The 15033-nt window shown below is 62.4% G+C and carries 14 protein-coding genes; 2 read left to right on the top strand and 12 right to left on the bottom strand.

Annotated elements, in window-relative coordinates; translation table 11 throughout:
* The first annotated feature begins 83 nt into the window (after positions 1-83).
* Positions 84-728 carry a cAMP-activated global transcriptional regulator CRP gene (crp, locus tag HU764_RS00290; protein ID WP_027594408.1) on the top strand — a complete coding sequence of 215 codons (645 nt, stop codon included), beginning with the start codon at positions 84-86 and terminating at the stop codon, positions 726-728.
* Here the strand turns inward: crp and HU764_RS00285 are convergent.
* The 4 genes from HU764_RS00285 to HU764_RS00270 all read right to left on the bottom strand — a co-directional run bounded on the left by HU764_RS00285 (position 725) and on the right by HU764_RS00270 (position 4056).
* Positions 725-1429 (bottom strand): lipoate--protein ligase family protein, encoded by a 705-nt coding sequence (locus HU764_RS00285; RefSeq protein ID WP_186704018.1) that lies wholly within the window; start codon positions 1427-1429, stop codon positions 725-727. The genes crp and HU764_RS00285 overlap by 4 nt on opposite strands.
* A gap of 144 nt (positions 1430-1573) precedes the next feature.
* Positions 1574-2407 (bottom strand): indole-3-glycerol phosphate synthase TrpC, encoded by an 834-nt coding sequence (gene trpC / locus HU764_RS00280; RefSeq protein WP_027594406.1) that lies wholly within the window; start codon positions 2405-2407, stop codon positions 1574-1576.
* Entirely contained in the window at positions 2404-3453 is a 1050-nt protein-coding gene (trpD, locus tag HU764_RS00275) for an anthranilate phosphoribosyltransferase (protein WP_186704019.1), read from the bottom strand. The genes trpC and trpD overlap by 4 nt, the downstream gene beginning before the upstream one ends.
* A gap of 9 nt (positions 3454-3462) precedes the next feature.
* Positions 3463-4056 carry an aminodeoxychorismate/anthranilate synthase component II gene (locus HU764_RS00270; RefSeq protein ID WP_027594404.1) on the bottom strand — a complete coding sequence of 198 codons (594 nt, stop codon included), beginning with the start codon at positions 4054-4056 and terminating at the stop codon, positions 3463-3465.
* Between the two features lie 373 nt (positions 4057-4429).
* Between HU764_RS00270 and estP the strand changes: the two genes are divergently transcribed.
* Positions 4430-6319, top strand: coding sequence for an esterase EstP (gene estP / locus HU764_RS00265; RefSeq protein ID WP_186704020.1), 1890 nt, complete (start codon positions 4430-4432; stop codon positions 6317-6319).
* 80 nt (positions 6320-6399) lie between these two features.
* Here the strand turns inward: estP and trpE are convergent, their stop codons facing one another.
* From trpE to HU764_RS00225, 8 genes are all read right to left on the bottom strand, one after another.
* Positions 6400-7881, bottom strand: a complete 1482-nt coding sequence (trpE, locus tag HU764_RS00260; protein ID WP_027594402.1) for an anthranilate synthase component I — start codon at positions 7879-7881, stop codon at positions 6400-6402.
* Between the two features lie 70 nt (positions 7882-7951).
* Positions 7952-8770, bottom strand: a complete 819-nt coding sequence (locus HU764_RS00255) for a phosphoglycolate phosphatase (protein WP_027594401.1) — start codon at positions 8768-8770, stop codon at positions 7952-7954.
* A complete protein-coding gene (rpe, locus tag HU764_RS00250; protein ID WP_099430855.1) occupies positions 8767-9441 on the bottom strand; it encodes a ribulose-phosphate 3-epimerase in 675 nt (224 codons plus the stop codon). The genes HU764_RS00255 and rpe overlap by 4 nt, the downstream gene beginning before the upstream one ends.
* Positions 9442-9648: 207 nt before the next feature.
* The gene (locus HU764_RS00245) at positions 9649-10476 is read right to left on the bottom strand and encodes an ABC transporter permease (RefSeq protein WP_186704021.1); all 828 of its coding nucleotides are present in this window, start codon (positions 10474-10476) and stop codon (positions 9649-9651) included.
* 11 nt (positions 10477-10487) lie between these two features.
* Positions 10488-11735, bottom strand: coding sequence for an ABC transporter permease (locus HU764_RS00240; RefSeq protein ID WP_027594398.1), 1248 nt, complete (start codon positions 11733-11735; stop codon positions 10488-10490).
* A 153-nt stretch (positions 11736-11888) separates the two neighbouring features.
* On the bottom strand, positions 11889-12923 hold the full coding sequence (locus HU764_RS00235; RefSeq protein ID WP_027594397.1) for an ABC transporter substrate-binding protein: 1035 nt from the start codon (positions 12921-12923) through the stop codon (positions 11889-11891).
* Positions 12924-12963: 40 nt separating this feature from the next.
* On the bottom strand, positions 12964-14088 hold the full coding sequence (locus HU764_RS00230; protein ID WP_027594396.1) for an ABC transporter ATP-binding protein: 1125 nt from the start codon (positions 14086-14088) through the stop codon (positions 12964-12966).
* Between the two features lie 305 nt (positions 14089-14393).
* Positions 14394-15026, bottom strand: a complete 633-nt coding sequence (locus HU764_RS00225) for a response regulator (RefSeq protein WP_172960400.1) — start codon at positions 15024-15026, stop codon at positions 14394-14396.
* Positions 15027-15033: the final 7 nt, after the last annotated feature.

Genomic DNA, 15033 nt, shown 5'->3' with positions numbered 1-15033 from the left:
ATAAGCTGGCGCCAAATGACTGGCGCGTTCTGCCAGACACTCTTTATAAGAAACCTATGCGTCGTATCGAACAGGATTTCGTGATGGTTGCCTCCGCCCTACCCGCCAAGATCAAGAACATCGACAAACTGCTGGTGCACTGCCAACGCCGCCGCTACACCGCAAAAAGCAACATTATCTGCGCCGGCGACAAGGCCGAAACACTGTCGTTCATCATCAAGGGTTCGGTGACCATCCTGATTGAGGACGACGATGGTCACGAAATGATCATTGCCTACCTCAACAATGGCGATTTCTTTGGCGAGCTGGGCCTTTTCGAGCCCGTAGAAGGCGAGCAGCAGCGCAGCGCCTGGGTCCGCGCCAAGACTGAATGCGAAGTAGCAGAGATCAGTTACGACAAGTTTCGCGAACTCTCGCGTCAAGACCCCGACATCCTCTACGCCCTGGGCGGCCAGATGGCCCAGCGCCTGCGTAATACCACGCGTAAGGTTGGCGACCTGGCTTTCTTCGATGTCACCGGGCGTGTTGCCCGCTGCCTGCTCGAACTGTGCAAGCAACCCGATGCAATGACCCACCCGGACGGTATGCAGATCAAGATCACTCGGCAGGAGATTGGGCGTATCGTCGGTTGTTCGCGGGAGATGGTCGGCCGCGTCCTCAAAGACCTCGAGGAACGCAGCCTGGTGCAGGTCAAGGGCAAGACCATGGTGGTCTACGGTACCCGTTAGTCCTTGGGCAAATCGGCCAGCACCTTGGCATAAGCCTGTGACAGGCGCTCGAACCAGGGCGCTTGGGGCGCCACTTCGTGCAAGGCAATATGCGCATCGGCGCGGCAGCGCTGCTCCAGCTCGCAGCATTCGTTGAAGCGGTTGACTGCCGCGACCATCGATTCACGCTCGTTATCCAGCAGCAACGCGCCATGCACCAACACCACCGGGCGTTTGCCACCCAGCCCCTGACGCCAGCGTTGGGCCGTGCCGACCAGTTTTCGGCCATTGAGGTTGACGTTATAGCGGCCGTCGCAGAACGCCCCGTCGATCTCGCCCACCGAAGCCACCCCGCCCCACTCGCGTAGCACCTCGCACAGCGGCAGGCACAGCCGCTCGTAGGCATTTTCGATGCGCCCATGGTCACCTTCACTGCGCGGCGCCACATAGACCAGCGCCACATTGACCGTGGCATGCGACTGCGGCACCGGTTCACCGCCGGTCTCACGCAACAGCACCGGCCAGCCAGCGATCGCCAGCTCGGCACAGGCGGCTTCGAAGTTGTCCAGGCGGCTCATGCGCCGCGGCATGACCAGGGCATGGTCGGTCGGGCGCCAAAACAGCACACCGCTGTCGCGTTCGCCGCGGCAGACGGCGGCCAGCAGGTCCTGTTCGGCATGCAGGCCTTGTTCAACGGTCAGTACCAGGGGTTGATCGGTCATTGATCCACCTTTGATGTTGTTATCGATCCCCGCAGGTTCAACACAGCCACAAGGGTGCCAAAGAACCTGTGGGTGCGGGTTTACCCGCGAAAGGGCCATTACAGGCATACAAAAAAGCCGGCAGTCACGCCGGCTTCGTTTCGATCAGTCCAGTGGCTGAACAGTCTTCTTCACCTGCTCAGGGAAGAACAACCGCTGCAATTCCAGCCCAGGCTGATCAGCGCGCATGAACGCCTCACCCACCAGGAACGAGTAAACCTCGTTGATTGCCATCAGCTCTACATCGGCCCGGTTGAGGATACCGCTCTCGGTAATCGCCAGGCGATCACGCGGAATACGCGGCAGCAGGTCAAGGGTGGTTTCCAGGCTGACCTCGAAGGTGTGCAGGTTGCGGTTGTTCACCCCCACCAGCGGCGTGTCGAGGGTTTTCAACGCACGCTCCAGCTCATCGCCGTCATGCACTTCGACCAACACATCAAGGCCTACAGCCTTGGCTGTGGCAGCCAGTTCGGCCATCTTCACGTCATCCAGCGCCGAGACGATCAACAGCACGCAGTCAGCGCCCAGTGCACGGGCCTCGACGATCTGGTAGGGGTCGATCATGAAATCCTTGCGGATCACCGGCAGCGACACTGCCGCGCGCGCCTGCTGCAGGTACACATCAGCGCCTTGGAAGTAATCCACATCGGTCAACACCGACAGGCAGGTCGCCCCGCCCTTCTCGTAGCTGACGGCGATTTCCGCTGGCACGAAGTGCTCGCGTATCACGCCCTTGCTCGGCGACGCCTTCTTGATCTCGGCAATGACCGCCGGCTGCTTGCGCTTGGCCTGCTCGATCAGCGCATTGGCAAAACCACGTGGCGCGTCGGCGGCCTTGGCCAGGCGCTCCAGCTCAGCCAGGCTGACCCGGGCACTGCGCTCGGCCACTTCCTCAACTTTGCGGGCGATGATCTTTTCCAGCACGGTCGGTACGCTCATGCTTCGTTCTCCAGCTTGAATACGGCGGTGAAGGCACCCAGCTCCTGCAGTTTTTCCCAGGCAAGGCCGGTGTGCAGCACGTCATGGGCAAGTTCCACGCCCTGTGCCAGGGTCATGGCATGATCCGCGGCGTACAGCGCGGCGCCCGCATTGAGCACGATCATTTCCGCGGCTTTCTGGCCGTTCTCGGTCTTGCGTCGGCCCAGGGCATCACGAATCAGCTCGTAGGAGGCCTGTGGGCCTTCGACCGCCAGGCCATGCAGGCTCTGGCTCTTCATGCCGAGGTCTTCCGGCTCTACCCAATACTCGGTGATCTGGCCATTTTTCAGCTCGGCGACAAACGTCGGCGCCGCCAGGCTGAACTCGTCCAGGCCGTCCTTGGAATGCACCACCAGCACGTGCTTGCTGCCCAACCGCTGCAGCACTTCGGCCAGCGGGCGGCACAGGGCCTGGGTGAACACGCCGACCACCTGGTGCTTCACACCGGCCGGATTCGTAAGCGGGCCCAGCATGTTGAACAGGGTGCGCAGGCCCAACTCACGGCGCGGGCCAGCGGCGTACTTCATTGCCTTGTGATGGCTCTGGGCAAACATGAAGCCGATGCCCAGGCTGTCGATGCAGCGGGCGACCTGCACCGGGGTCAGGTTCAGGTAGATGCCAGCGGCTTCCAGCAGGTCGGCGCTACCGCTCTTGCCCGAGACCGCACGGTTACCGTGCTTGGCCACCGGGCAACCGGCAGCAGCGAGCACAAACGAGGAGGCGGTGGAGACGTTAAAGATGTTGGCGCCATCGCCACCGGTGCCGACGATATCGACCACCCCATCGAGGCTCTTCAGCTCGACCTTGTCGGCCAGCTCACGCATCACCGACACCGCGCCGACGATCTCGTCGATGCTCTCGCTTTTCATGCGCATGCCCATCAGGAAGGCGCCGATCTGCGCCTCACTGCATTGACCGGTCATGATCTGACGCATGACGTCGCTCATTTCTTCGGTGGACAAGTCCAGATGACCGACGATGCGGCTCAGCGCGCTCTTGATATCCATGTTCGATCCTTAGCGGCGGCCGCCGGTCTGCTTGAGGAAGTTGGCGAACAGCTCGTGGCCCTGCTCGGTGAGGATGGACTCGGGGTGGAACTGCACCCCTTCGATATTCAGGGTTTTGTGGCGCAGGCCCATGATCTCGTCGACCGTACCGTCTGCATGGGCAGTCCAGGCAGTGACCTCCAGGCAATCGGGCAGGGTTTCACGCTTGACCACCAGGGAGTGGTAGCGAGTCACGGTCAGCGGGTTGTTGAGGCCGGCGAACACGCCCAGGTCGCGGTGCAGCACGGGGCTGGTCTTGCCGTGCATCACCTGGCGGGCACGCACGACGTCGCCGCCAAATGCCTGACCGATGGACTGGTGGCCCAGGCAGACGCCCAGAATCGGCAGCTTGCCAGCAAAGTGCAGGATCGCCTCAATCGACACACCCGCCTCGCTCGGCGTGCAGGGGCCAGGGGAGACAACGATGCGCTCCGGGTTGAGGGCTTCGATTTCAGCGATGGTCATTTCGTCATTGCGAATGACCTTGACCTCGGCACCTAGCTCGCCGAGGTATTGGACGACGTTGTAAGTGAATGAGTCGTAGTTGTCGATCATCAGTAACATCGGGCTAAACCTCTTGAATCTACTGACTTCAGAATACGAACCTTCCTACACCGCCCGCAGCATGGCATTGCCACTAAGGGCATTCGGAAACGGATAAGAAGGCAAACAGAAACGGGCCGGGCTGGCCGGCAGGAGATAAAGTCAGGCGCGCCAACGCCAACGGGCGTGGGCCTTGATAACGCGCATCAAGAGTTTGCTGACGATCAACACAGGATAGGTCTCGCTCATACGTCCCGGCACAGTAGCCTACCGGGGCGATGGGCGCAATATGCCTGTAAACACGGGGAAACGAATGGACTTGGGAGACAAGCCCCGCGATTTGCTATGGTCGATCGGGTAGTCCTCATAAAAACAAAGAAAAGGATGTTCTCTGATGCGAAAAGCTCCCTTGTTGCGCTTTACCCTCGCCTCTTTGGCCCTGGCCTGCAGCCAGGCATTCGCTGCCCCTTCCCCTTATTCGACCTTGATCGTATTTGGCGACAGCCTGAGTGACGCCGGCCAATTTCCTGACCTGACCGGCGGTACGGCAGGCCAGCGTTTCACCAACCGCGATGCCGACGGTAACTTCGCGCCGGTTTCGCCAATGATTCTTGGCGGTCGGCTGGGCATCGAGCAAGACGAACTCAACCCCTCCACGTCGGTCGGCATCCGGCCTGATGGCAACAACTGGGCAGTGGGCGGCTACACGACGCAGCAGATTCTCGATTCGATCACCGAGTCATCGAAAGTGATCGTCCCCCCCAATGGACCTGCGCCAGGCTTTGTCTTCCGTGAACGCCCCGGCTACCTGGCCAATGGCCTGCGCGCCGACCCCAACGCGCTCTATTACCTCACCGGTGGCGGTAACGACTTCCTCCAGGGCCTGGTGAACAGCCCCGCCGATGCCGCCGCTGCTGGAGGCCGGCTGGCTGCCAGCGCCCAAGCCCTGCAACAAGGCGGCGCCCGCTACATCATGGTCTGGTTGCTGCCCGACCTGGGCCAAACGCCGAACTTCAGCGGCACCCCGCAACAGAACCCGCTGTCGCTGCTGTCGGGCGTGTTCAACCAGTCACTGCTCAATCAACTCGGGCAGATCGACGCCGAGATCATCCCACTGAACATTCCGGTATTACTGGGTGAGGCCTTGGCCAGCCCGACCCAATTCGGCTTGGCTAGCGGCCAGAACCTGGTCGGCACCTGCTACAGCGGTCAAGGCTGCGTCGAAAACCCGGTCTACGGCATCAACGGCGCCACTCCGGACCCAACCAAACTGCTGTTCAACGACTCGGTACACCCGACCATTGCCGGCCAGCAGTTGATAGCCGACTACGCCTACTCGATCATCTCCGCCCCCTGGGAACTGACCCTGTTGCCGGAAATGGCCCACGCCACCCTGCGCGCCCACCAGGACGAGCTGCGCAACCAGTGGCAAACGCCCTGGCAAGCCGTGGGGCAATGGCAGGCCTTCGTCGCCACCGGCGCGCAGGACTTGGACTTTGACGGCCAGCGCAGCGCGGCCAGCGGCGACGGCCGCGGCTACAACCTGACCCTGGGTGGCAGCTACCGTTTGAACGATGCCTGGCGCCTGGGCCTGGCGGGTGGCGTATACCGGCAGAAACTGGAGGCGGGTGAACAGGACTCGGACTACAAGCTCGACAGCTACCTGGCCACGGCGTTCGCCCAATACCGCCAGGACCGCTGGTGGGCCGATGCTGCACTGACGGCCGGGCACCTGGACTACAGCGACCTCAAACGCACCTTCGCACTGGGCGTGAATGACCGCAGCGAAAAAGGCGATACCGATGGCGAAGCGTGGGCGGTGACGGGCCGGCTGGGTTACAACCTGGCCGCTGAGAGCAGCCCGTGGCAACTGGCGCCGTTCATCAGCGCCGACTATGCCCGGGTCAAGGTCGATGGTTATGACGAGAAGAGCGGGCGCTCGACAGCGCTGGGCTTCGATGACCAGGAACGGACCTCGCGGCGGCTGGGCATCGGGCTGTTAGGCAGTGTGCAGGTGGCAACGGGGACGCGGCTGTTTGCCGAGGTTGCCCAGGAGCACGAGTTCGAGGATGACCAACAGGACGTGACGATGCACCTGACGACGTTGGCAGCGCACGACTTCACCCTGACCGGGTTTACGCCGCACAGTGACCTGACCCGGGCCAGCTTGGGCTTGAGCCATGAGCTTATGGCAGGGGTGCATGTGCGAGGGAATTACAACTGGCGCAAAAGTGATGAGTTGACGCAGCAGGGGGTGAGCCTGGCGGTAAGCTTGGACTTCTGAGTAGTTTGGGCGCTGAGGAAGCGGGTTCACCCGCTCCCTCATGCCGGCAAGGGGCTGCCAGCAGCCCCCAATTCCCAGCATCACTTGGCGGACGTCTGCTCAGCCAAGGCCACCGCGCGGAACATTGCGCGGCGCTTGTTGATGGTTTCTTCCCACTCCAGCGCCGGCACGGAGTCGGCCACGATGCCGCCACCCGCCTGCACATGCAGCTCGCCGTCCTTGATCACCGCAGTGCGGATGGCAATCGCGGTGTCCATGTTGCCGTTCCAGGCAAAGTAGCCCACTGCACCACCGTAAACGCCACGCTTGACCGGCTCCAGCTCGTCGATGATCTCCATGGCGCGGATTTTCGGTGCACCCGACAAGGTGCCGGCTGGCAGAATCGCCCGCAATGCATCCATGGCGGTAAGGCCTTCACGCAGTTGCCCGGTGACGTTGGAAACGATGTGCATCACGTTGGAGTAACGCTCGATCACCATCTTCTCGGTCAGGCGCACGCTGCCGGTCGAGGACACACGGCCCACGTCGTTGCGGCCCAGGTCGATCAGCATCAGGTGCTCGGCAATCTCCTTCTCGTCCGACAGCAAGTCGTCTTCCAGTGCACGGTCGGCTTCTTCCGTCGCACCCCGTGGGCGCGTACCGGCGATCGGGCGTACGGTGACCAGGTTGTCCTCGACACGCACCAGCACTTCAGGCGAACTGCCGACCACATGGAAGTCGCCGAAATTGAAGAAGTACATGTACGGCGTCGGGTTGAAGCAGCGCAACGCACGGTACAGGTCGATGGGCGCAGACTTGAAGTCGATCGACATGCGCTGGGACGGCACCACCTGCATGCAGTCACCGGCCAGGATGTACTCCTTGATGCGGCCAACCGCGTTCTCGTAATCCTCGCGGGTATAGCTGGAACGGAATTCCGGCTCGGCGGCGAGCGGGCCGCTCAGGTCCAGGCCACGGCGCGGGGTAATCGGCTGGCGCAGGGTCTCCAGCAACCCGGCCAGGCGAGCCTTGCCCTGTTCGAAGGCTTGCTCTTCGGCCGGGTCGACCAGCACGATTGCATGCATCTTGCCCGCCAGGTTGTCGAACACCACCACGGCGTCAGACACCATCAGCAGGATATCCGGCACGCCCAGCGGGTCCGGGTTCGGGCTCGCGCCCAGACGCTTCTCCACATAGCGTACGCAGTCATAGCCGAAGTAGCCGACCAGCCCGCCGTTGAAACGCGGCAGCCCAGGAATATCCGCGACCTTGTAGCGGTCCTTGAACGACTCGACGAAGGCCAGCGGGTCGTCGACGTCGTGGCGCTCTACCTCGACGCCATCCTGCAGGATACTGACGTGGTAGCCATGCACACGCATCACCGTGCGCGATGGCAGGCCGATCATCGAGTAACGCCCCCACTTCTCGCCGCCCTGTACGGATTCGAGCAAATAGGAGTTGGGCTGGTCGGCCAGTTTCAGGTAGATCGACAGCGGCGTGTCGAAGTCGGCCAGGGTTTCACAGGCCAGGGGGATGCGGTTGTAGCCGGCAGCGGCCAGGCGCAGGAATTCTTCGCGGGTCATGAGTAGCCTCGTGGCAAGCAGCAGTAAGGTCAGGCAAACGGACGGGCCGGCAGCGGCCGGCGAGCAGAAGTCAGGCGCGCCAACGCCAACGGGCCAGGGCCTTGATGACTTTCATCCAGAATTTGCCAGTAACCGCCACGGTGGACTCTCTGTCTTGTGAGGCTTGAAGGTCCGCCAACGTTATCCCAGTGGCCGGGTCTGCGCAACCGGGCAGCAATGCACGCAGGTCGTCGATCACCAGGCTCGGCGATTCGTCGTTGATCGGCCGGCCGTGGTTGTAGCCGTAGGTCAGGCCCACGCACTGCACACCCGCGGCCTTGGCGGCCAGCACATCGCTGCGCGAATCGCCGACGAACAGCGACTGTTGCGGCGTGACACCGGCCATCTGCATGACGAACAGCAGTGCCGCGGGGTCGGGTTTCTTTTGTGGCAGGGTGTCTCCGCCGATGATCCAGCGGAAGTAGCGACCGATCTTCATCTGGTCGAGCAGCGGGGCGACGAAGCGCTCGGGCTTGTTGGTGATCAGCGCCATCTCCACGCCTTGCTTGCGCAGCCAGCGCAGGGTGTCGCGCACGCCGGGGTAGACCACGGTCAGTTCATGGCTTTCGGCATAAGCCTCCATGAACAGCGCCAGCGCCTGTTCGGCCAGCGCATCGTCCACCGAGGCATGCTCGATGCCCCCGGCCAGCGCCCGGCGCACCAGCACCTGGGCACCGTTGCCAACCCAGTGGCGTACGGCGTCCAAGCCCGCTGGCGGGCGCCCAAGTTCGAGCAGCATGCGGTCCACGGCGGCGGCCAGGTCTGGCACGGAGTCGATCAGGGTACCGTCCAGATCGAACATCACCAGCCTTGGCAGCGTCCCTGGGAACAGCTGCTCGAAGCCGCTCATGGGCGGGCCTGGGCCAGTTCGGCGCGCATTTTGGCGATCACTTCCTGATAGTCCGGGGCATTGAAGATGGCCGAACCGGCAACGAAGGTGTCAGCGCCAGCAGCGGCGATTTCGCGGATATTGTTGACGTTGACGCCACCGTCGATTTCCAGACGGATATCCCGGCCACTGGCGTCGATCAGCGCGCGCGCCTCACGCAGCTTGTCGAGGGTGCCGGGGATGAACTTCTGCCCGCCAAAGCCTGGGTTGACGCTCATCAGCAGGACCATGTCGACTTTGTCCATCACATACTTGAGGACATCGAGGCTGGTCGCCGGGTTGAACACCAGGCCAGCCTTGCAACCACCGTCGCGGATCAGCTGCAGCGAGCGGTCGATGTGCTGGCTGGCTTCCGGGTGGAAGGTGATGTAGGTGGCGCCGGCGTCGATGAAGTCTCCGATGATACGGTCGACCGGGCTGACCATCAGGTGCACATCGATCGGGGCAGTCACGCCGTACTTGCGCAGGGCGGTGCACACCATCGGGCCGATGGTCAGGTTGGGGACGTAGTGGTTGTCCATCACATCGAAGTGAACGATGTCGGCACCCGCGGCCAGCACCTTGTCGACGTCCTCGCCCAGGCGGGCGAAATCGGCGGAGAGAATGGAGGGGGCAATAGCGTAGGGCTGCATGGCGCACCTGTAGGTCAGAATCACGGTGGCGCGCATTGTAACTCAGGCGAACGGGTAGAGGCTGATTGGTATCAATCCGTGTCGACCGGCTGTTTCAACCTGTACCGGCCTCTTCGCGGGGCAAGCCCGCTCCCACAGGGACCTCACAGTGTTCGGAGCTGTGGGAGCGGGCTTGCCCCGCGAAGAGGCCGGCACAGGCAACATCAATCAAGCAGGCTGCTGGGTTCTCAGCTTCTCACTGCGCCCACGCAACCACTCCAGGGTCAGCAGCACCACCACCGAAAACGCGATCAGTAACGTGGCCGCTGCCGCAATGGTCGGGCTCAGGTTCTCGCGGATACCGCTGAACATCTGCCGTGGCAAGGTCGCCTGCTCAGGCCCGGCGAGGAACAACGTCACCACCACCTCGTCGAACGACGTCGCAAAGGCAAACAGCGCACCCGAGATCACCCCCGGGGCGATCAACGGCAGCGTTACCCGGCGGAACGCCACCAGCGGCGAAGCGCCCAGGCTGGCCGCCGCGCGCACCAGGTTGTAGTTGAAGCCCTGCAACGTCGCCGACACGGTGATGATGACGAACGGCACACCCAATACCGCATGCACCAGGATCAACGAGGTAAAGCTGTTGCCCATCCCCAATGGCGCGAAGAACAGGTAACTGGCCACACCGATGATCACCACCGGCACCACCATCGGCGAAATCACCAGCGCCATCACCAGCGACTTGCCCGGGAAGTCGCCGCGGGTCAGGCCAATCGCCGCCAACGTACCGAACACCATCGCCAGCACCGTGGCCGCCGGGGCGACGATGATGCTGTTCTTCAGCGCCCGCATCCACTCGGCAGAGCCGAAGAAGTCCTGGTACCACTGCAGCGAAAAGCCCTGCAACGGGTACACCAGAAAGCTGCCACTGTTGAACGACAGCGGCACGATCACCAGCACCGGCAAGATCAGAAACAGCAGGATCAAGCCGCAAAGAATGCGCAGGCTGTAGTACCAGACCCGCTCCACGGGTGACATGTAAGGGCTCAGCATGACAAGGCTCCTCAGCTCAGGCGCAGGCGGCTGGCGCCGACCAGCCAGCTATAGATCAGGTACAACAGCACGGTCGCCAGCAGCAGCAGCCCGCCCAGCGCGGTCGCCATGCCCCAGTTGATGCTGGTGTTGGTATAGAAGGCCACGAAGTAGCTGACCATCTGGTCGTTCGGGCTGCCCAGCAATGCCGGGGTGATGTAGTAGCCAATCGCCAGGATGAACACCAGCAGGCAGCCCGCGCCAACACCGGCGTAGGTCTGCGGGAAGTACACCCGCCAGAAGCTGGCGAACGGGTGGCAACCCAGCGAGATGGCCGCACGCATGTAGCTGGGCGAAATGCCCTTCATCACGCTGTACAGCGGCAGGATCATGAACGGCAGCAGGATATGGACCATCGAGATGTACACACCGGTGCGGTTGAACACCAGCTCCAGCGGTTCATCGATGATGCCCATGGCCATCAGCGCACTGTTGATCAACCCGCCCGACTGCAGCAGCACGATCCACGCCGCCACCCGCACCAGGATCGAGGTCCAGAACGGCAATAGCACCAGAATCATCAGCAGGTTGCTCTGCCGGGCCGGGAGATTGGCCAGCAAGTACGCCAGCGGGTAGGCCAGCACCAGGCAGATGGCGGTGATCACCACCCCCATCCACAGGGTGCGGGCAAAGATATCCAGGTAAATGGCCTGGTCAGGCGTGGCCTTGGCCAGCTCGCCAAGGTCATCGATACGGTGGTCGAGCGACGCCAGCAGGTAGAACGAGGTGACCGAGCTGGTATTGCGGCGGATCGCCTGCCAGTAGGCCGGGTCGCCCCAACGCTCATCGAGGGTTTGCAGTGCTTCTTTATAAGAGGCAGGTTCAGCCTTGAACGGCAACGCTCGGGCGGTCTTGGTCAACAGGCTGCGGTAGCCCGCCAGTTCCATGTTCAGGCGCTTGGAGAGGTCGCCCAGGGTCTGGTTCTTGCGCGACTCAGCCAGGTCCTGGCTCAGTGCCTTGTATACCGCCTCACCGGGCAAGCTCTTGCCATCCCACTGCGACACCGCTTCGACGGTACGCGGCAGGCCGGCGACCACCTCCGGGTTGCCGACGCTCTTGTACAACAGCGCAGCGATCGGCACCAGAAACACCAGCAGAAGGAACAGCGCCAGCGGCGCGATCAACGCCTGCGCCTTCCAGCGGTTGACCCGCTCGGCGTGCTTGAGGCGCTGCTTGAGACTTGGACCTGCGCCTTCGTTGAGGGGCACTGCAATGGCCATGGCGAACTCCGTAAAAACCGGCTGAAATCAGGGCTGCTGCGCAGCCATCGCCGGCAAGCCGGCTCCCACAGATACAGCGTTGGGCTCAGGCGCTACGCCTGGCCTGTGGGAGCCGGCTTGCCGGCGATGAGCCGCGTAGCGGCTCCTTGTCGTTTACTTCTTCGCCGCCCAGGCGTTGAAGCGTTGTTCCAGCTGCTCGCTGTTGTCAGCCCAGAAGGCCACGTCGATCTGCACCTGATTGGCAATGTTCTCAGGCGTGGTCGGCATGTCTTTCTTCACCTCGTCCGACAGCAGGCTGACGGCCTTGGTATTGGCCGGGCCGTAGGCGATGTTCTCGGAGTAGGTTTTCTGCTGCTCGGGCTGAACGCTGTAGGCGATGAACTTCTTCGCCTCTTCGACGTTCTTGGCGCCTTTTGGAATTGCCCAGGCATCGAAGTCGTAGATGCCGCCGTTCCACACCACCTTGAGGTTGCTCTCTTTCTGCACGGCGGCGATCCGGCCGTTATAGGCCGAGCTCATGACCACGTCGCCCGAGGCCAGGAACTGCGGCGGTTGGGCGCCGGCTTCCCACCACTGAATGCTGGGTTTGAGTTCGTCGAGCTTCTTGAAGGCGCGGTCTTGGCCTTCCTTGGTTGCCAGCACCTTGTACACATCCTTGGGCGCAACGCCATCGGCCATCAGTGCGAATTCCATCGTGTACTTGGCACCTTTGCGCAGGCCACGCTTGCCCGGGAACTGCTTGGTGTCCCAGAAATCGGCCCAACTGGTAGGCGCAGTCTTGAGCTTGTCGGCGTTGTAGGCCAGTACCGTCGACCAGACGAAGAAGCCCACGCCGCATTGCTGGATGGCACCCGGCACATAGTCGGCTGCATCGCCGAACAGCGCAGGGTCGAGTTCTTCGAACATGCCCTCGTCGCAACCGCGGGACAGCTCTGGCGACTCGACTTCCACCAGGTTCCAGGACACGCTCTTGGTGTCGACCATGGCCTTGACCTTGGCCATTTCACCGTTGTACTCACCGGCGACGATCTTGCCGTTACCCGCTTTTTCCCAAGGCTCGTAGAACGCCTTGACCTGGGCGGCCTTGTTGGCGCCACCGAAAGAGATCACGGTCAGGTCGGCCGCCATGGCCTGGCCAGCGGCGAACAGCCCTAGGGCCAGGGCGGTCAGTTTCAACTGCTTGTGCATTATTATTCTCTCCACAGTACAGGGTTGGTGAAGCAATCCATCAATGGGCTTCGGCAATCGGATCGAGCGCGCGGGCGTGCTCCACCTCCCAGCCCAGCGGTACCACATCGCCCACGGCCAGTGCCGGGTCGAGCTCGGCGATCGGCTGCTTCACGAAGAAGTCGGCCTTGCCACAGACTTCCAGGCGCACACGTACGTGGTCGCCCAGGTAAATGAACTCGGCCACACGGCCAGAGAAGCGGTTGACGCAATTTTCGCTGTGGCCATTGAGGCGCACCCGTTCCGGGCGGATCGACAAGGTCACCGGCTCGCCGGCCTGGCCGACATTCACCGCCAGCGCCTCGACCCGCTCGCCCCGCGCCAGTTGCACCTGGCAGCGATGGCCATCACTGGCCAGCAGGGTGCCGTTGATGCGGTTGTTCTCACCGATGAAGTTGGCGACGAAGGTGTTGCACGGCTTTTCATAGAGGGTGCGTGGGTCGGCGATCTGCTGGATTTCGCCCTGGTGGAACACCGCCACCCGGTCAGACATGGTCAGCGCCTCACCCTGGTCGTGGGTCACATACACCACAGTCACCCCCAGGCGCTGGTGGATATGCTTGATCTCCATCTGCATGTGTTCACGCAGCTGCTTGTCGAGTGCGCCCAGGGGTTCGTCCATCAGCACCAGCTGTGGCTCAAACACCAAGGCCCGCGCCAGGGCCACCCGCTGCTGCTGGCCACCGGACAGCTGGCCGGGGTAGCGTTTGGCAAAGGCATTGAGCTGCACCATGTTGAGCACACGCTTGACCCGCTCGCTGATGTCGGTCTTGCTCAGGTTGCGCACGGTCAGCGGGAAGGCCAGGTTTTCGGCCACGGTCATGTGTGGGAACAGCGCGTAGTTCTGGAACACCATGCCGATGTCGCGCTTGTGCGGCGGCACGTTGTTGATCGAACGCCCGGCCAGCTGGATCTCGCCGGCGGTGGGGGTTTCGAAACCGGCCAGCATCATCAGGCTGGTGGTCTTGCCCGAGCCGGACGGGCCGAGCAAGGTGAGGAACTCGCCCTTGCGGATGTCCAGGTTGAGGTCTTTGACGATCAGCGACTCGCCGTCGTAGCTCTTCTGCACACCACGGAAGCTGACCAGCGTTTCGCTGGTTGCAGCGTTCGAATTCGCCTCGCTCATGCCTGCACCTTCTTGTTGGATGACTGCGTAGGCAAAGACTAGACAAGACGCAAGCGCCCGAAAATCGGGGGTACTGAGAGAATGCCATCATCCAGATGGAAGATTCTGTGTAGGGACCGCCCTACAAGAATGGCGGGATTGGAATAGACCTCAGGCACACCACTTCACCTTGTGGGAGCGGGCTTGCCCCGCGAATACGCCACCCCAGGCAATGAGGTTGAGCTTGCCGGCCCTTTCGCGGGGCAAGCCCGCTCCCACAGTACTCGCTCATTGCCAACCGTCAGGCCATGTCGCAACCAGAACACTCAGACCAGCTTGTGCTCCATGGCGTACTTCACCAGTTCCGCCAGCGAGTTCACCTTGAGCTTCTGCATCAACCGCGCCTTGTGGGTACTGATGGTCTTGCTCGACAGCGCCAGTTGCTGGGCAATGTCGTTGACGTTGGCGCCCTGGGCCAGGCGCTCGAACACCGAAAACTCCCGCTCCGAGAGCAGGGTGTGCAACGGCCGGGACTCGGTCAGGCCCACCTCGAAGACCATGCGGTCGGCCAACGCTGGGTCGATATAGCGCCCGCCCCCGGCCACCCGCCGAATAGCGGTCAGCAATAAGGCAGGGTCACTGTCCTTGGTGGCATAACCTGCGGCACCGGCCTTGAGCGCCCGCGCCGCCATCTGCGCCTCGTCATGCATCGACAACATCAGGATCGCCGGAGGGTCGTTCAGGGCGCGGATTCTGGGGATGGCCTCAAGGCCGCTGACGCCGGGCATCGAGATATCCAGCAACACCACTTCACACGGCATATGGCGCAAGGCTTCGAGCAACTGCTCGCCATTGCCGGCCTCGCCCACCACTTGCATGTCCTTGGCCAGGCCAATCAATTGCTTGATGCCTTCACGGACAATGGTGTGGTCTTCCGCCACCAGCACTCGAATCACGATCGGTCTC

The organism is Pseudomonas kermanshahensis (genome assembly GCF_014269205.2).
GTDB lineage: Bacteria > Pseudomonadota > Gammaproteobacteria > Pseudomonadales > Pseudomonadaceae > Aquipseudomonas > Aquipseudomonas kermanshahensis.
Note: the sequence above shows the minus strand (reverse complement) of the source record. Positions and strands in the feature narration are given on the sequence as shown.